A 17,648-nucleotide genomic window follows, 5' to 3' on the forward strand; every position below is an offset into this window, starting at 1 on the left:
TGATGAGGTTTTTGTAATGGCTGAACGTCTGAGTAACGACTTCCAGTTCATCGATGTCGGGCGCAAGGATCCGAAGAAGAAACTGTTGCGTCAACGCAAGAAAGAGTTCGTGGAGATCTACGAACCCTTCAAACCCCAGCAGTCGGCCGACCAGGCCCACCGCTGCCTGGGTTGCGGTAACCCGTATTGCGAGTGGAAGTGCCCGGTGCACAACTTCATTCCCAACTGGCTGAAGCTGGTGGCCGAGGGCAATATCCTCGCCGCCGCCGAACTGTCCCACCAGACCAACACCCTGCCGGAAGTCTGCGGCCGGGTGTGCCCGCAGGACCGCCTGTGCGAGGGTGCCTGCACCCTCAACGACGGTTTCGGCGCGGTGACCATCGGTTCGGTGGAGAAGTACATCACCGATACCGCCTTTGCCATGGGCTGGCGTCCGGACATGTCCAAGGTCAAGCCAACCGGCAAGCGCGTTGCGATCATCGGCGCGGGCCCGGCGGGCCTGGGTTGTGCCGACGTGCTGGTGCGCGGCGGGGTGACGCCGGTGGTGTTCGACAAGAACCCGGAAATCGGTGGCCTGCTGACCTTCGGTATCCCCGAGTTCAAGCTGGAAAAGACCGTGCTGAGTAATCGTCGCGAAGTCTTCAGCGGCATGGGCATCGAGTTCCGCCTCAATACCGAGGTGGGCAAGGACGTGACCATGGAAGCACTGCTCGCCGAATACGATGCGGTGTTCATGGGCATGGGCACCTACACCTACATGAAGGGTGGTTTTGCCGGCGAGGACCTGCCGGGCGTCTATGACGCCCTGGATTTCCTCATCGCCAACGTCAACCGCAACCTGGGCTTTGAAAAGTCGCCGGAAGATTTCGTCGACATGAAGGGCAAGAAGGTCGTGGTACTCGGTGGTGGCGACACGGCGATGGACTGCAACCGCACCTCGATCCGCCAGGGTGCCAAGTCGGTGACCTGTGCCTATCGTCGTGACGAGGCGAACATGCCCGGCTCGCGCAAAGAGGTGAAGAACGCCAAGGAAGAAGGCGTGAAGTTCCTCTACAACCGCCAGCCGATCGCGATTGTCGGTGAAGACAAGGTCGAAGGCGTGAAGGTGGTCGAGACCCGTCTCGGCGAACCGGATGCCCGTGGCCGCCGCAGCCCCGAGCCGATCCCGGGTTCCGAAGAGATCATCCCGGCGGATGCCGTGGTCATCGCTTTCGGTTTCCGCCCGAGCCCGGCACCGTGGTTCGAGCAGTTCAGCATCCAGACCGACAGCCAGGGCCGCGTGGTGGCTCCGGAGCAGGGGCAGTTCAAGCACCAGACCAGCAATCCGAAGATTTTTGCCGGTGGCGACATGGTGCGCGGTTCCGACCTGGTGGTGACGGCGATCTTCGAGGGGCGTAACGCCGCCGAGGGTATCCTGGACTACCTGGGCGTCTGACCAGCATTCCAATATTGGAATGCGCTACCTGTGGGAGCTGGCTTGCCAGCGATGAACGATAACGCGGTGTACCTGATGATCGTTCCCACGCTCCAGCGTGGGTATGCAGCCCGTGACGCTCTGCGTCACGGAAGCGGACGCAGAGCGTCCATGGCGGCGTTACCACGCAGAGCGTGGGAACGATCGGAAGTCCAGTGTCGCCCTTGATACCCGCGACAAATTGACCCGATAGACAAAAGGCACGGCTCTTGCCGTGCCTTTTGCGTCGCGCTCTGAGAAAATGCCCGCACTTTTTTTCCGGATGCCGACATGACTGCCCTGAAGAACGACCGTTTCCTGCGCGCCCTGCTCAAGCAACCCGTAGATGTCACTCCCGTGTGGATGATGCGTCAGGCCGGTCGCTACCTGCCTGAGTACCGCGCCAGTCGCGCCAAGGCCGGCGATTTCATGAGCTTGTGCATGAACCCGTCGTTCGCTTGCGAAGTCACGATGCAGCCCCTGGACCGTTACCCGGGCCTGGACGCCGCCATCCTCTTCTCAGACATCCTGACCATCCCCGATGCCATGGGCCAGGGCTTGTATTTCGAGACCGGTGAAGGCCCGCGCTTCAAGAAAGTCGTCAGCACCCTGGCGGATATCGAAGCGCTGCCGATCCCTGACCCGCAGAAAGACCTGGGTTATGTCATGGACGCGGTCAGCACCATTCGCCGTGAACTCAACGGCCGCGTGCCGCTGATCGGCTTCTCGGGCAGCCCCTGGACCCTGGCGACCTATATGGTCGAAGGCGGCTCGTCGAAAGACTTCCGCAAGACCAAGGCGATGCTCTACGACAACCCTCAGGCCCTGCACCTGCTGCTGGACAAGCTGGCCCAGTCGGTGACCTCGTACCTCAACGGCCAGATCCTGGCCGGTGCCCAGGCGGTACAGATCTTCGACACCTGGGGCGGCAACCTGTCGGCGGCGGCCTATCAGGAGTTCTCCCTGGCCTATATGCGCAAGATCGTCAGCGGGCTGATCCGCGAACATGAAGGACGCAAGGTGCCGGTCATCCTGTTCACCAAGAACGGCGGCCTGTGGCTGGAAAGCATTGCCGAGGCCGGCGCCGATGCCCTGGGCCTGGACTGGACCTGCGACCTGGGCGAAGCCCGTCGCCGGGTGGGCGCCAAGGTCGCGCTGCAAGGCAACATGGACCCTACCGTGCTGTACGCCAAGCCTGAAGCGATCCGTGCCGAAGTGGCGCGGATTCTCGGCAGCTACGGCGAAGGTTCGGGTCACGTGTTCAACCTGGGTCATGGCATCACCCCGGAAGTCGATCCGGAACATGCCGGCGCCTTTATCAACGCCGTGCACGAGTTCTCCGCGCAATACCACCGCTGAGTGACCGACCACAGCCCCGTTCCGGCGGGGCATCCGGTCTTTCTTTCGATTCCCTCTGTTTTCTCCCGCCTTGTATCTTTTTTCTCCTGGAAAACGGGTTTTCCGGGGGGAGAGTTCCTTATTGCTGACCATTCCTTCCTCATAGTCGGAGTTATCCGACAGCTAAAAAACTAAATATTCGTACAATGCAAAGCCTGATTCTCATTCGGAAAGTTACAACGGCTCGTATTTAGACAGCTTCGCTGTAGGACTATTTGTTTTTGCTTGTGCGAATAATGAGAAATTTTCTCTCAAGGTCCTTGGCATTCTGGCGTCTTGTGTTTTTCAGGGTCTTATAGTTTTGAATTCATGGGGTTGATCATCATGAACATGATGTTCGTGATAATTAAGAGCAGTATCAATAAGGAAGAGGCGTGCCTCGCGCAGGGATAGTGTGTTTCATCGCCCAATATGACTCTGGAGTTGGATTGCATGATAAAAAGACTTTCAAATTCGGTATCAGGAAGGGCTTCTTCCCTGGCCATGCTGACGGCGCTTGTCGCTTCGCAGCAGGTGACGGCGCATGGTTACCTGAGTGATCCACCTTCACGGGCCTATGCCTGCCAGCAAGGTCTCAACAAGGACTGTGGCGGTGCCCAGTACGAGCCGCAAAGCGTCGGCGAGACATTCAAGGGATTCCCGGCAGGAGTGGGAGGTAGTCCGCTTCAAGGTCCCGTCGACGGCAAGATTGCCAGTGGCGGCTCCGCCAACTTTTCCGCGCTGGACACCCAGAGCGCGACGCGTTGGCACCTGAGCGAAATCAAGGACCGCGATATCGAATTCGCCTGGCAGTACACGGCGGCGCACCCGGCGACCAAACATGAATATTTCATTACCCGATCCGGCTGGAACCCCAATCAACCACTGAGCCGTGCCTCGTTCGACAGCACGCCCTTCTGTGCGGTCGACGGGCGAAACGCACTGCCGGTTTCCGGCGCCCGGCATGCCTGTGTCATTCCCGCGGACAAGACCGGCCAGCACATCATTCTTGGCGTCTGGACGGTCGGCGATACCGATGCGGCCTTCTACAACGTGGCCGATGTGAACATCCTGGCCGAGGCGGTCGCGCCGGACGGCTGGAACACCGTCGGCCACATCACGCCGGCTCCGGCCGCCTTGCTGGTGGGCGATGCGGTCAAGGCCCGGGCGTTTGGCGCCGAGGGCGAGATCAATGAACGACGTGTCGAGATCGCCATCGGTAGCGCCGAGGAAGGCCGACCCGAGAACTGGTCGTTCAAGCTGGCCGAGCAGATCAATCGCACCCAGGAGCTGGTCCGCGCCGGTGTGCGTGACGAGGACGGCAATATCCATCCGATCAAGGGCGCGAACAAGGTCTTTGCCAAGGCCGAGAGTGGCGTCAAGCGCTACGAGTTGCAGATGGAGCTGAAGGAAGATGCCGATGCCGACCTGCGCATCTCGGCGATCAGCAACGATTATGCGCTGGACAAGGGGCGGGTGAGCTTGCCCGTGCCGATCCTGGGCAATCGTCCGATGAACGTCGAGGTCACGGTCTTCGGTGCCGGCAACAAGCCGGTGGGTTCCACCACGCAGCAGGTTGAAGCCGGTGCGGCCTGGTTGAACGTGGATGTGCACAGCGCACCGGGTACTCATCAGCTCAAGCTGGTCGGTACTACGGTCGACGGCCGGACCACGCGGCAGGACCTGGTGTCCATCGAACTGGGCGGCGAAGGCAGCGACCAGGAATACGACGCGGTCTATCCGCAGGGTATTGCCGACTACAAGTCCGGCACTACGGTACTGCAGGGTGACAAGGTCTACGAGTGCAAACCTTTCCCGGCAGGGGATTGGTGCAAGATCAATAGTCACCACTATGTGCCAGGACATGGTTCCAATTGGCAGGATGCCTGGATGGTCAAGTAACACGAATATAAGTGGCCTGGGGCAACTTCTGGAGAAGTTGCTTCAGGTTCATGTGGCTGTTTTTTATTTTCGAGATTTATTGTTTTCAATTTTATTTGCGAGTGCCTCTTCTGGTTTTAATTGAGTGGTTTATATAAGTGATGGATTTATATCTTCGGATAGTGTGGTGGTATTTGTGAGTATGCAGAATGCAATTCTCTGGCGTATAGACTGGTGAATATCCGGGCGGGGAGATATACCACGGTCCTGCTGCGGATCCTACTATGCTCGGCACCGCTGATCTATGGCGCCTGGTTGGGCTGGCAGGAGTGGCTGTTTCGCCGGGAGCTGCCTCCGGCTCCGGTCTTCAACTTCATCGCGACAGCACCGGCACCAAGGCCTGAGCCTCTCGACCCGATGGCAGTGGCAACGGTGCTCGGCCTGTCGACCCCCGATGCTCTGGCCCGTAGCGCCGAGCCGCTGCAACTGCGTGCCAGTTTCGTCGCCAGTTCGGGCGTGTCCCGGGCGTTGCTGGCCGGGGCACAGGGGCAGCAAATCTATCAGGTCGGCGACCGTCTGCCCGGCGGCAGCGTCCTGCGCCGGGTCGAGGTCGGGCGCGTGGTGCTCTGGCGCAACGGGCGCGAGGAGTTGCTCGCCCTGGAGCAACCCGCCACGCGCCTGTTACTGGCGGCCGGCCACGGTGCTGGTACCGGTGCCGAGTCTTCCCTTTATCTGCGGCCAACCACCGCCAAGCATCAGAGTGAGTGAATGAACCCGTCCGCCGGAACCGCTGCGGGGTGCCTGATCGTCCCCGGCCTGCTGCTGTCGATGCTGCTTCTGGTCACTGCGGCGGGTGCCGAGGAGCCTCAATGGCAACTGGCGATGAACGATGCCGAGTTGCGTGATGTGGTCCGCGAGATGTCTTCGATACTCGGCACCACGGTGGTCCTCGACCCGCGGGTGCAGGGTCGTATCACCGTACTTTCGGAACAGGCACTGGATCGCGAGGGTGTGCGGCGGCTGTTCTATTCGGTACTCGATGCCCACAACTTCACGGTCATCGATGAAGGTGACCGTATCCTGGTCGCGCCGGTGGCGGATGCGCGCACCCGTGCCGGCGACACCGACAGCCGCAGCGCCCGGACCGGGCAATTCGTCACCGAGGTGGTGGCGCTGAACAACAGTGTCGCCACCGACGTCGCCGGGTTGGTGCGTCCGCTGGTATCGGTCAATGGTTATGTCGGTCCTTCGGCATCGGCCAATGCCCTGGTCATCACCGACGGGGCCGCCAACGTCCGGCGTGTCGCGAAGATCGTCCGGCAGCTGGACGCGGGCCACAAGAATGCCCATGCCGTCGTGCAACTGAAACACGGCCTCGCGGCTGACCTGGCCCGCGTGATGGAACAGTCCCTGGGCAAGCAGGGCGCCGAGTCGGGCAGCCAGGTGATTGCCGATACCCGCAACAATCGCCTGCTGCTGATCGGTCCCGAAGTGGTGCGCAAGCGCCTGGGCGAACTGGCGCGCTCGCTCGACACACCGGCGCCGACGCTCTCGGACAACGCCCGGGTGATTCGCCTGCGGCACAGCGATGCCCGGCAGTTGGCCGAAGTGCTCGATGCCATGGGTCAGGGGCTCGGCCAGGATGCCGGTGGCGCCACCAGCCGTGACTCGACGCCCGGCAAGGCCGTGGTCAAGGCCGACGAAAGCCAGAATGCGCTGATCCTGATGGCCGAGCCGGCTCAGGTGCGCACCCTGGAGAGCATCGTGCGTCAGCTTGACCAGCCGCGTTCGCAGGTGCTGATCCATGCGGCGATCGTCGAGATTTCCGGGGATATCAACGAAGCCCTCGGGGTGCAGTGGGGCGGCAAGTCCGGCAGCGCCAAGGGTGGGATCCTCTTTGCCGGCGCCAACATTACCTTGCCGAAATTCAGTGATCCCAAGGCAACCTTGCCTGACGGTGCGGTGCTACACATCGGCAATGATCGTTTTGGCATGCTGGTGTCCGCCCTGGCCAGCAATACCCGCAACAATGTGCTGTCCACGCCCAGCCTGCTGACCCTGGACAATCAGGAAGCGGAAATCCTCGTCGGCCAGAACGTGCCCTTCAAGAGCGGCTCCTACCAGCCCTCCGACGATGGCAACGGCAAGCCCTATACCACGGTCACGCGCCACGATATCGGGATCAAGTTGAAGATCCGCCCGCATATCAACGAGGGATCGACCCTGCGTCTGCAGATCGAGCAGGAAAACTCCGAACTGACCAAGAGTGCGGAGATTACCGATGATCTGATCACCAACAAACGCGCCCTGAAGAGCACCATCCTGGCCGACGATGGCGAAATCATCGTGATCGGCGGCCTGATCAAGGACAGCATCCGCAGCCAGGAAAGCGGTGTGCCGTTGCTGCGCGATATCCCGTACCTGGGCGCGCTGTTCCGCTGGAACAGTGAAAAACACGAAAAGACCAACCTCATGGTGTTCCTCCGGCCGAGCATCGTGCGCGGCAAGGAGGACCTGGTCGAGGTCAGTGCGCAGCGCTACAACCGGCTGCGGGACCTCAGCCGGCCTTCGGTGCGCCAAGGCAACTCGCTGTTGCTACCCAGCGATCCGCAGCAACTGTTCGACGGTCGCGACGGTGAAGCGGCAATCGATCTGCGCCGGGACAAGGCGGCCACACCATGACGCGACAACTGCCGTTCGGCTTTGCCCGGCGTTTTGGCGTGCTGCTGGAGGCGCAGGGCGCGACGGCGCTCCTGTCGATACGCGACGACACCCCACTGACGGCCTTGTCCGAGGCGCGGCGAATGCTCGGCCGGGAGTGGCCTGTGCAGGTGCTCGACGGGCCGACGTTCGCCGCTCGCCTGGCCGCCTGCTACAGCGATGGCCAGAGCGCCGCCGAGCAGGTCGCCCAGGGCCTGGACGACGAACTGGACCTGATCAGCCTGGCCGATCGGCTGCCACAGACCGCCGACCTGCTGGAGCAGGAGGGCGACGCGCCGATCATCCGGCTGATCAATGCCCTGCTCAGCGAAGCCGTGCGCGAAAAGGCCTCGGATGTACACCTGGAAACCTTCGAGCACAGCGTCTCGGTGCGCCTGCGGGTGGACGGCCAGTTGCGCGAGGTGCTCAGGCCAAGGCGCGAACTGGCGACCCTGCTGGTGTCGCGGATCAAGGTCATGGCACGGCTGGATATCGCTGAAAAACGCGTGCCCCAGGATGGCCGGATGGCCTTGCGGCTGGCCGGGCACGAAGTCGATGTACGGGTCTCCACCCTGCCTTCGGCCCATGGTGAACGGGTGGTGTTGCGCCTGCTCGACAAGCAGGCCGGGCGTCTTGAACTCGAGCGCCTGGGCATGCCGGCAGAAACCCTGGAGCGTTTCCGGCGCATCCTCGGCAAGCCCCACGGGATCTTCCTGGTCACCGGCCCGACCGGCTCCGGCAAGACCACCAGCCTCTACGCGGCACTGAGCCATCTCAACGACCAGACGCGCAATATCCTCACCGTCGAAGATCCCATCGAGTATCACCTACCGGGCATCGGACAGACGCCGGTCAATCCCAAGGTCGAGATGACCTTTGCCCGTGGGCTGCGGGCGATCCTGCGCCAGGACCCGGATGTGGTGATGGTCGGCGAGATACGCGACCGGGAAACCGCCGCGATTGCCGTGCAGGCGTCCCTGACCGGGCACCTGGTGCTCTCGACCCTGCACACCAACAGCGCGGCGGGCGCGGTGACGCGTCTGCTGGACATGGGTGTCGATGCGTACCTGCTGGCCTCGTCGCTGGTGGGGGTATTGGCCCAGCGCCTGGTGCGCACCCTGTGCCCCGCGTGCAAGGCGCCGGATGTCGTCGACAGGGCGGCCCGCCAGCGCCTCGGCCTGGACCCGCATGCCCCGGCGACGCTGTTCAGGGCCGTGGGCTGCGAGTTCTGCCAGCAGGGTTATCGCGGGCGGACCGCGATCCATGAACTGATCAGCCTGACCCCGGCCCTGTCCGGCTTGATCCACAGCGGTGCCGGTGAACCGGAACTGTCCAGGCAGGCCCGGTGTGTCGCGCCCAGCCTGTTCCAGGATGGGCAGCGGCTGGTCCTGGAAGGTCGCACCAGCCTCGATGAACTGCTGCGCGTCACGCAGGAGGACTGAGAATGCCGACCTTCGAGTACCACGCCCAGGACGCTCACGGCCGCCGCTGTCGTGGTCAACAGCAGGCCGAGAGTGCCCGTCATGCGCGGCAGTTGCTGCGCGAGCGAGGGCTGCTGCCTACCGAGTTGAAAGCGGCGCGAAGCCAGTCCGTCGCCTTCGGCGGCCATGGCGCCGGTACGCGGCTGGGTGCTGCTGAACTGGCGCTGTTGACGCTGCAATTGTCGACCCTGATCCAGGCCGGGCTGCCGCTGGAAGAGGCCTTGCTGGCGGTGGCGGTGCAGAGCGAAAAGCGTCGGGCTGGCAGCCTGCTGGCGGCCGTTCGCGGCCGGGTCATGGAGGGCTATGAACTGTCCTCGGCGCTGGCGGGCTTCCCTCGGGCCTTCCCCGAATTGTTCCGCGCCACCCTTGCTGCCGGCGAGCGCTCGGGGCACCTCGGGCAAGTGCTGGAGCAACTGGCCCACTACACCGAAGCCCGCCAGCAATCGCGGCAGAAGATCCAGCTGGCGCTGGTCTATCCGCTGATCCTGCTGCTGGCGTCCCTGGGCATCGTCGGTTTTCTGCTGGGCTATGTGGTGCCGGATGTGGTGCGGATCTTTATCGACGGCGGTCGTGAACTGCCCTTGCTCACCCGTGGGCTGATCAGCCTCAGCGATGGCCTGCGTGATTACGCGCTGTTGCTCCTGTCCGCGGCGGTCGGTCTGGTCCTGCTGCTGCGTGCTGCCCTGAGCCGGCAGCCGGTACGCCTGCGCTGGCATGCCTGGCTGTTGCGCGCGCCCCTGGCCGGCGGGGTATTGCGCGCGGTGGAGGCGGCACGTTTTGCCAGCACCCTGGCGATTCTCTGCAAGAGCGCCGTGCCCCTGGTGGAGGCCCTGGAAATCTCCGCCACGGTGATCGGCAACCTGACGATTCGCGGCCGCATGCTCGAGGTCGCCCGTTCCGTGCGCGAGGGCGGCACCCTGACCCGCGGCCTGGAGCAGAGCGGCGATATCCCGCCGCTGATGCTGCACATGATCGCCAGCGGCGAGCGCGCGGGCGAACTCGACAGCATGCTGGCGCGTGCCGCCGAGCAACAGGAGAAAACCCTCGCGGCCCGCATCGCGCTGGTCGTGAGTCTGTTCGAACCAGCGATGCTGGTGGTGATGGGTGGCGTCGTGCTGCTGATCGTCATGGCGATCCTGCTGCCGATTCTCAGCCTCAACCAAATGGTGAATTGACCCATGAAAACTTCTCGAACCTTGCGGCAACGCGGCTTCACCCTGATTGAAATCATGGTCGTGGTGGTGATCATCGGCGTGCTGGGCGCCCTGGTGGTCCCGCAGTTCATGGGGCGGACCGATCAGGCCAAGGTGACCGCCGCGCGCACCGATATCCAGGCCATCGGTACCGCGCTGGAGATGTACCGTCTCGACAATTTCAACTATCCCTCGACGCAGCAAGGGCTGGAGGCTTTGGTGCAGAAACCCTTGGGCACGCCGGAAGCGAAGAACTGGAGTCCCCACGGCTACCTCAAGCGCCTGCCGACCGATCCCTGGGGCACGCCCTACCAGTACCTGAACCCGGGCACCCGCTCCAAGGGTTATGACCTCTACTCCTTCGGTTCGGACGGTGTGTCCGGCGGCGAGGAACTGGCCGCCGATATCGGCAATTGGGGGAGTTGACCGATGCACGGGCGTTCGCGTGGCTTCACCTTGCTGGAGTTGCTGGTGGTCGTGGTGATCATGGGCGTGGTGGTCGGCCTGATCGGTTTCTCCATGAAGCCCAGCCCGGCCCGCCAGGCCCGCGATGAGGCCGGCGCACTGGTGCAACTGCTGCAACAGTTGCGTGAGCAGGCCGTGCTCGATGGCCAGGAGTTCGGCCTGCGGATCAATGCCGGTGGTTATCAGGTGGTGGTCTTCGAGCGTCCTGACTGGCGTTCGGCGGGCGCGCCTTATCGCTTGCCCGATGGTTTGTACTTCCGTCTGGAGCTCGAAGGGCGGCCGCTGAAACTCGGTGATCGGCTGAATCAGCCACAGTTGCTGGTGCTCAGCAGCGATGAAATGAGCGCGTTCACCCTGCACTACGAAACGGCGCAACGGCGCTGGCTGAGTGTCTCGGGAGACGGCCTTGGCGATCCGGCCATCGATGAAAGCTGAGCGTGGTTTTACCTTGCTGGAAGTGATGGTCGCCCTGGCGGTATTCGCTCTGCTCGCCGCCGCCGTATTGTCGGCCAGTCAATATGTGCTGCGTCAGGCCGGCATGTTGCAGGAGCGTCTGTTCGCCAGTTGGCTGGCGGACAATCACTTGGCTGAGCTGCGCCTGCAATCCGCGCTGGAGCCGGGTCGGCAGCAGTGGGTCCGGCATTTTGACCGGCGTGAGTGGCGCTTGAGCCAGAACCTGATACCGGCGTTCGACAAGCGTCTGATCAGGGTGGAACTGGAAGTCCGCCTCGGCGACAGCCCACAGGTGGTGCATCGCGGCACAGGGTGGTTGCCGATCGCGGATGCTGTGTCCCGGGATGAATAGGCAGGCTGGCTTTACCCTGCTGGAACTGGTTATCGCCCTGGCGATCTTCAGCCTGCTGAGTCTTGGTTGCTGGCGGCTGTATGACGGGCTGGTGCGGGTCCAGAGCCAGGTGTCGTTGCACGAACAGGCGTTGCGCAGGCTGCAACGGGCGATGGGTGTGCTCGAACGGGATGTCCTGCAGCTCGTCGTGCCGGTGGACACTCCGCCGCTGGTACTGCGCCAGAGTGTACTGAGCCTGCAACGGGGTAACTGGCGCAACCCGCTGGACCAACCGCGCAGCGAGCGCCAGGAAGTCAGCTATCGCTTCGAAGACGGCCTCTTGTGGCGCGACAGTCGCAGTCCCGAATTGGCGACTATCCAGCAGCAGGTCCTGCTCACGGATGTACGGCGATTGCAGTGGCGATTCTACGACGCGAAGGCTGGTTGGCGGGCTGATTGGCCGAGTACAGCCGGTCGGCCGCGAGCCCTTGAGATCACCTTGTCCGCCGGGCGCTTCGAACAGATCCGTCGGGTCATCCCGCTGCCGGAGGGCCCGTGATACCGGGGCAGCAGCGCGGTGTGGCGCTGATCACCGTGCTGTTGATCATGGCCCTGGCGCTGCTGCTGACCGCCAGTCTGCTGCGCAGCCACCACCTGACTCTGCACAGCAGCACCCGGCATATTCACCAAGTGCAGTTGCGCCAGTGGGCATTCGCGGTGGAAGACTGGGCGGCGCAGCTTCTGCGCAATACCGAACTGACAGCGTCACGGAACATCAATCTGGCCCAGGAGTGGGCACGGCCGCCGGTGGCTTTTGCGATGGCCGATGCCGACGTGCGCCTTGAGATCGAAGACCTGGCCGGACGCTTCAACCTGACCCCGCTACTCAGGCCCGGCAAGGCCGATGAGATCATCCTCGCTCGCTGGGCGCGGTTGCTGCAATTGCTGGACATTCCACCCATCGATCTGGCGCCGCTGCGCGGCACCGAGATCCGCGACCCGAGCCAACTGCGGCTGCTTCCCGGTGTGGACAAGGTGGGTTTGCAGCGCCTGTTGCCCTGGGTTGTCCTTTTGCCTGGCGACGCGACCCTGAATATCAACACCGCCGGAGCGACGCTGTTGTCGACGCTGGAAGGGCTGTCCGCCATCGAGGCTCAGGCGCTGGTCCAGCAACGCCCTGCCGAAGGTTACCCCGATGCCGGCGCATTCGCCCTGGCCTCCGGTCTTCAGGGGCGGGGTATTGCCAGCCATGGCCTGGGTGTCGACAGCCGCTGGTTCCGGGTCGCTGTGGACGTGAGCGCCGGACGCAGTCGCCTGCGGCTGGTCAGTGACCTTGAGCGCGATCCGAAAACCCATCGCGTGCGTGTGGTACAGCGCCGTTTCCCGCCTCCGACCGACAGTGAACCGCCGTCATGAACCATTGGCTTTATCTTTATCCCAGCGGGCTCGCCATGCCGGGTACCGACTGGCCGGTTGCCTGCTGGCGGGAGGCTGCCGAACCGCAAGACATGACTCTGGCTGGCGCTGCCCAGCTACTGGCGGGGCAGTCCGTACGAGTGGTCCTGCCAATGGAAGCGTGCAGTTGGTTACGCAGCGAGCCGTGGCCCGGGCGGCGGCAACCGACGGTCCAGGCGCTGGCCTATGCCATCGAGGAGCAATTGGCCGATGACCTGGACAACCTGCATATCGCCGTGGGCACGGCTGATCAGGCGCGTCGTTACCCGTTGCTGGTGATCGACAAGGCGCTTGTGCGTGGCATTGTCGATTTGCTGCGGGGATTGGACCTGCAACTCGCCAGCCTTCAGGTCGATGCCGAATTGCTGCCGGCTGACCGGGCCTACGGCGCCTGGTGGGGCGGTCGCTGGTTGCTGGGCGGGGCACTGGAAGCGCGCCTGGCGTTGTCGGAGTCGGCGCTGCAATGCCTGCGCCCACGATTGCCGGACGATCTCTGCTGGCTGGATCCGCAGCGAGCGCCCGAGATCAGCACGTTGCTGGGTTCGGGGCAGGGCACGGACCTGCTCCAGGGCGAGTTTCGACGCACTGCCGGGCGTTGGCCCCGGGCGCTGTTGCTGGTTTCGGCGTTGGCGCTGTTCGCCTTGTCCTGGGGTTTTACCCTGGCCCGCAGCCAGTACCTCGAAGATACCGCCGCGCATTTGTATGAGCAGAGTGTCCGGCGCTTCCAGGTGCTGTATCCGGAGCAGACCCGTATTGTCGATCTGTCGGCGCAGCTCAAGGCCCTGGGCGCTGCCGATACACAGCAGCCCCGGCAGATGGCGCGCCTGGTGCAACTGGTCGAACAGGTGATCGGTGGCAGCGCCGTCGAAGTGCAGCGTATCGAGTACCGCGCCGGTACGGGCTGGACGGTGTTGCTGGCGGCGAACAGCTTCACCGAGTTGGAGCAACTGCGCGAACGCGGGCGCCAAAGCGCGCTGCCGATCCATCTGGGCAGTGCAAGCAAGGACCGCACGCGGGTGCAGGCGGTGCTGACCCTGGAGGAAAATGGATGACCAGGCGTCTGCATATCGCGGTTCCGCCCTTGCTGAGGGAGCGCTGGCAACGCCTGGCCCGGCGCGAGCGCCAGCTGTTGATCGGCTTGGGTATTTTCCTGCTGGCGGTGGTGTTGTTCAGCGGCCTCTGGCAACCGGCGCAACAGCGCCTGACGCAGGCACAACGGCTGTATCAACACCGCTGGGCCCTGGCCGCCGAAGTGCAGCGTGCCCGCCCGGCAACCGTGCGCTCGACGTCGTCGCAACCGCTGTCGACCCGCCTCGGCGAGACTACGCTGGCCGCCGGACTTGAATTGCAGCAACTGGACCAGGATGGGCAGTCGCTGCGCGTGACGATCTCGGGAGAGGCCCTGGCCCTGTTCGGTTGGCTGGACCAGATCGAACGGGGTGGCGCGTTGTTGCAGACCTTGAGTCTGGAGAAGCGTGACAAGCTGCTGGAGGCGCGGGTGGTGTGGCTCACCGACTAGTGTTTACGCCCTGATCAGTTGTTCCGCATAGCGTGCGATAACGTGGCCGAACGATACTTGGCGGTCGTTTTCGAGCGAGCGGAAAAATGCGACAGTCCTATGCAGGTCCTCTTCGGTGGCATCGATCAGGAAATCGTTATCGAAGAAGCCCAGCAGTTGTTCTTCCCGGCGATTGTTGAGATAGGCGATATCTAGAGCCAGCACGTCGATCATTTTCGTGGCGCAGGCATCGTTGGCGGATGCTTGTATTTCGCCTGTGAGCCGGTAGCAAAAGCGCTGCTCGCAGTTTTCCTCGAGGGGCGAGATATGAAGCTCTTCCTCGAACCAGTTGTCCTTGCGATGACCGCAATGCAGCGGGTTGCCCGGCTTGGTTTCCCTGAGGCAGGAGGCGTGCAGGTTTTCGTAGTCCAGCGCCAGGTGCTCGAAGTGTTCCTGCGGCCGGAAATGCTCTATATGGCTGCTTTCCAACTCAATTTCCCGACCGCAATAGCAACAGGCATAGCGTTGTTCCAGTAGCAGTCGCAGGTGCAGATCGCGCTTCTGTGGGTTTTGCAGTGTTTCGTAGGTGGGCTGCCAATCTTCGTTTGCGCAGGCTTTCCAGTCGGTGAATGAAGCAGGTTCAGTTCCTTTGATCACTTGCCTCATTTGCCAAGTATCTCCTTGCGCTTTAGCAGGGCTTCGGCCCTGGCGAATTCGGGGAGGTCGGGGGCTTCTGTTTTCAGGTTGAGCAGACACGCCTTGGCGTCTTCCAGATTGTTGTTTTCCAGTGCGGAGAACAACGCGCTCAACAGGCTTTCTACTTCAGGTTCCCGTTGGGGGGCGCCCATGATTTCTTCAAGCACCCGGCTTGAGTCGAGTCCGTAGGAGACGCGCGGGTGCGAGCTGTCACCGTTGTCCAGCACGATGATTTCTTCCGGGCGCAGGCTACCGATGATCTGCGGCGAATGGCTGGCGGCGATGAACTGGACTTTCGGAAAGGCGGTTTTCAAGGCGCGGACGATAGCGCGTTGCCAGGCCGGGTGAAGATGGATATCCAGCTCGTCGATGATGACCACGCCCGAGGTGTTCTGCAGGACGTCCTTGCCCATATGCGGGTTGAGAATACACATGCGGCGGGCGATATCGGCGATCAGCGCGATAAGGCCGCGTTGGCCGTCGCTGAGGCTATTGAAGGGAATGGTCCTGTCAGAGCCTAGATCAACCAAAAGAGTTTGGGCTCTTAGGTCGTAGCGTAAGTCATGTGCCTCGGGGAGAGCAGTCTGGATCGCTCGATTCACCCAGGCCAATTCGTCGTCTAAGTTTGCAGGGTTGGGTGCAGCTTCCAGAATGTTTTGCATCCGCTCTAGCGTTTTACCGATGAACCAGCTTTCAAAATCTTTCAGGTCAGTAACTGCATTGGACCAGTTTGCATAACCATCAAAGCGAGATATTTTTTGTTGTGCGGCGTATTCGGCGGAAATGCCGGCACTTTCCCAGCGTCTGTTAGCGCGATAGAAAGCCAATATCGATAAGTCGATCAATCCTCCGTCGTCTACGTCCTCCACCAAATCATCGGTAGAAAGCCCAAGGCTGTCGTCACTAGTATCTGAATCCTTTTCCAGTTTTAGCACCACCCTCCATTCGTCAAGGCTCACAGCTTTGCCTTTGGCGTGTATGGACATTGGATAGGAGCGGTCTAAGCGGACTCTTCCTTCAAACTTGCTCATGACAAGACGTATATTTTCGACACCAAAGGATGTGGTAGATGTGTCGACTGTATTGCCATAGTCAATAAACGCGAGCGCCGCCGCCTGCAACAACGAAGTCTTCCCACTCCCATTGACCCCCACCACCAGATTGAACCCAGGCTGGAAGTCAAAGTGAGCGTCTTCGTAGCAACGAAAATTCTGGATATGCAGATGGTCCAGGCGCATGCCGGCTTCCCTTAGCAAAACGGACAGATGCGCTCAGTGTACCTTGGCGCGCCGCAACCGCTAGCGGCGCATTTGTCTCTAGGCTTTAACGTTACCCGCCAGCACCGGCAGCCGCGCCAGCTTCAGCGCCACCAGCAAGGCCAGCACCAGCAATCCACCGATAAACAGGCCGATACCGTTCCAGCCCGCGTAGTGCCAGGCCACGCCGCCCAGGGTGCCGGCGACGCTGGAGCCGACGTAGTAGCAGAACAGGTAGAGCGACGACGCCTGGCCCTTGGCTGTCAGCGCCCGACGGCCGATCCAGCTGCTGGCCACCGAGTGCGCGCCGAAGAAACCGAAGGTGAACAGCAGGACGCCGACAATCACCACCGGCAGTGGCATGGCCATGGTCAGCGCAATCCCCGCCAGCATCATCACGATCATCGCCCACAGCACCTTGCGCCGGCCCAGTTTGTCGGCCAGAGAACCGATCTGTGCCGAGCTGTAGATCCCCGACAGGTAGACGATCGACAGCAGGCCGACAAAGGCCTGGCTCAGGCCGTAGGGTTCGGCCAGCAGGCGATAGCCGATGTAGTTGAACAGGGTCACGAAGGCACCCATCAGCAGGAAGCCTTCGACAAACAGCCACGGCAGGCCGGCATCGCGAAAATGGATGGTGAAGCCATTGAGCAGGTTACGGGTATTGAGTTTGCTCGGGCGGAAGTTGCGCGATTCCGGGAGGATCCTCCAGAACACGGTCGCCGCGATCAGCGCCAGGCCGCCGATCACCAGTAGGGCGGTGTGCCAGCTGACGAAGTCGATCAGTACGCCGATGATCAGTCGCCCGCTCATCCCGCCGATGGCGTTGCCACCGATATACAGGCCCATCGCCAGGCCGATGTGCTGGGGATGGATCTCCTCGCTCAGGTAGGTCATGCCGACCGCCGCCAGGCCGCTCAACGACAGTCCCACCAGCGCCCGCATCAGCAGCACGCCCTGCCAGTTGGGCATGAACGCGCCGAGCAGGGTGAACAGCGCCGCGCCGAACAGAGCGATCACCATCACCGGCTTGCGCCCGAGGCTGTCGGAAATCGGTCCGGTGATCAGCAGGCCGATGGCTAGCATCGCGGTCGCCACCGAGAGGATCAGGCTGCTCTGGGCAGCATTGATGCCGTACTCCCTGGACAGCACCGGCATCATCGGCTGCACGCAGTACAGCAGGGCGAAGGTGGCGAAGCCGCCGGAGAACAGCGCCAGCACCGTGCGCATGAACGCCGGGGTGCCTTTTTCAATATAGGTATCGTTGAGTTGGGCGACAACATCGTCCAGCGCGCTGGGGGGAATTTCGTGGGCCAGTGGAGCGACAGCAGTTTTCACGGGGGACCTCGGGAGGAGCAGCCGGTCAGGTAATGGAAAAAGCATATAGCTGGCTAACTATTCTTTCCAAT

17 protein-coding genes are annotated in these 17,648 nt (G+C 62.4%); 14 read left to right on the forward strand and 3 right to left on the reverse strand.

Annotation, left to right across the window (positions count from 1 at the left end; genetic code table 11):
* Positions 1–16: 16 nt before the first annotated feature.
* From HX851_RS21490 to HX851_RS21555, 14 genes are all read left to right on the forward strand, one after another.
* A complete protein-coding gene (locus HX851_RS21490; RefSeq protein WP_177062832.1) occupies positions 17–1,435 on the forward strand; it encodes an FAD-dependent oxidoreductase in 1,419 nt (472 codons plus the stop codon).
* Positions 1,436–1,744: 309 nt separating this feature from the next.
* On the forward strand, positions 1,745–2,812 hold the full coding sequence (gene hemE / locus HX851_RS21495; protein WP_177062831.1) for a uroporphyrinogen decarboxylase: 1,068 nt from the start codon (positions 1,745–1,747) through the stop codon (positions 2,810–2,812).
* 522 nt (positions 2,813–3,334) lie between these two features.
* Positions 3,335–4,732 (forward strand): lytic polysaccharide monooxygenase, encoded by a 1,398-nt coding sequence (locus HX851_RS21500; protein ID WP_256262567.1) that lies wholly within the window; start codon positions 3,335–3,337, stop codon positions 4,730–4,732.
* 213 nt (positions 4,733–4,945) lie between these two features.
* The gene (locus HX851_RS21505; protein WP_370590615.1) at positions 4,946–5,479 is read left to right on the forward strand and encodes a type II secretion system protein N; all 534 of its coding nucleotides are present in this window, start codon (positions 4,946–4,948) and stop codon (positions 5,477–5,479) included.
* A complete protein-coding gene (gene gspD, locus HX851_RS21510; protein ID WP_177064447.1) occupies positions 5,480–7,393 on the forward strand; it encodes a type II secretion system secretin GspD in 1,914 nt (637 codons plus the stop codon). It begins immediately after the preceding gene.
* Positions 7,390–8,853: a type II secretion system ATPase GspE gene (gspE, locus tag HX851_RS21515; RefSeq protein ID WP_177064448.1), complete on the forward strand. Its 1,464-nt coding sequence runs from the start codon at positions 7,390–7,392 to the stop codon at positions 8,851–8,853. The genes gspD and gspE overlap by 4 nt, the downstream gene beginning before the upstream one ends.
* A gap of 2 nt (positions 8,854–8,855) precedes the next feature.
* Entirely contained in the window at positions 8,856–10,067 is a 1,212-nt protein-coding gene (gene gspF / locus HX851_RS21520; protein ID WP_177062827.1) for a type II secretion system inner membrane protein GspF, read from the forward strand.
* A gap of 3 nt (positions 10,068–10,070) precedes the next feature.
* Entirely contained in the window at positions 10,071–10,511 is a 441-nt protein-coding gene (gene gspG / locus HX851_RS21525; protein ID WP_177062826.1) for a type II secretion system major pseudopilin GspG, read from the forward strand.
* 3 nt (positions 10,512–10,514) lie between these two features.
* Positions 10,515–10,985: a type II secretion system minor pseudopilin GspH gene (gspH, locus tag HX851_RS21530; RefSeq protein ID WP_177062825.1), complete on the forward strand. Its 471-nt coding sequence runs from the start codon at positions 10,515–10,517 to the stop codon at positions 10,983–10,985.
* Entirely contained in the window at positions 10,975–11,355 is a 381-nt protein-coding gene (gspI, locus tag HX851_RS21535; protein ID WP_177062824.1) for a type II secretion system minor pseudopilin GspI, read from the forward strand. Before gspH ends, gspI begins: the two co-directional genes overlap by 11 nt.
* Complete coding sequence (locus tag HX851_RS21540) at positions 11,348–11,893, forward strand: type II secretion system protein GspJ (protein WP_177062823.1); 546 nt, start codon at positions 11,348–11,350, stop codon at positions 11,891–11,893. The genes gspI and HX851_RS21540 overlap by 8 nt, the downstream gene beginning before the upstream one ends.
* On the forward strand, positions 11,890–12,750 hold the full coding sequence (locus HX851_RS21545) for a type II secretion system protein GspK (protein ID WP_439899233.1): 861 nt from the start codon (positions 11,890–11,892) through the stop codon (positions 12,748–12,750). Before HX851_RS21540 ends, HX851_RS21545 begins: the two co-directional genes overlap by 4 nt.
* On the forward strand, positions 12,747–13,841 hold the full coding sequence (gene gspL, locus HX851_RS21550) for a type II secretion system protein GspL (protein ID WP_177064449.1): 1,095 nt from the start codon (positions 12,747–12,749) through the stop codon (positions 13,839–13,841). The genes HX851_RS21545 and gspL overlap by 4 nt, the downstream gene beginning before the upstream one ends.
* On the forward strand, positions 13,838–14,308 hold the full coding sequence (locus HX851_RS21555) for a type II secretion system protein M (RefSeq protein ID WP_177064450.1): 471 nt from the start codon (positions 13,838–13,840) through the stop codon (positions 14,306–14,308). The genes gspL and HX851_RS21555 overlap by 4 nt, the downstream gene beginning before the upstream one ends.
* A gap of 3 nt (positions 14,309–14,311) precedes the next feature.
* Here HX851_RS21555 and HX851_RS21560 read toward each other — a convergent pair whose 3' ends face one another.
* From HX851_RS21560 to HX851_RS21570, 3 genes are all read right to left on the reverse strand, one after another.
* Positions 14,312–14,953, reverse strand: a complete 642-nt coding sequence (locus tag HX851_RS21560) for a retron system putative HNH endonuclease (protein WP_177064451.1) — start codon at positions 14,951–14,953, stop codon at positions 14,312–14,314.
* The gene (locus HX851_RS21565) at positions 14,950–16,221 is read right to left on the reverse strand and encodes an AAA family ATPase (RefSeq protein WP_177064452.1); all 1,272 of its coding nucleotides are present in this window, start codon (positions 16,219–16,221) and stop codon (positions 14,950–14,952) included. Before HX851_RS21565 ends, HX851_RS21560 begins: the two co-directional genes overlap by 4 nt.
* A 78-nt stretch (positions 16,222–16,299) precedes the next feature.
* On the reverse strand, positions 16,300–17,577 hold the full coding sequence (locus tag HX851_RS21570; protein WP_177064453.1) for an MFS transporter: 1,278 nt from the start codon (positions 17,575–17,577) through the stop codon (positions 16,300–16,302).
* Between the last annotated feature and the right edge of the window lie 71 nt (positions 17,578–17,648).

It is taken from the genome of Pseudomonas gingeri, from assembly GCF_013385635.1.
Lineage (GTDB): Bacteria > Pseudomonadota > Gammaproteobacteria > Pseudomonadales > Pseudomonadaceae > Aquipseudomonas > Aquipseudomonas gingeri_A.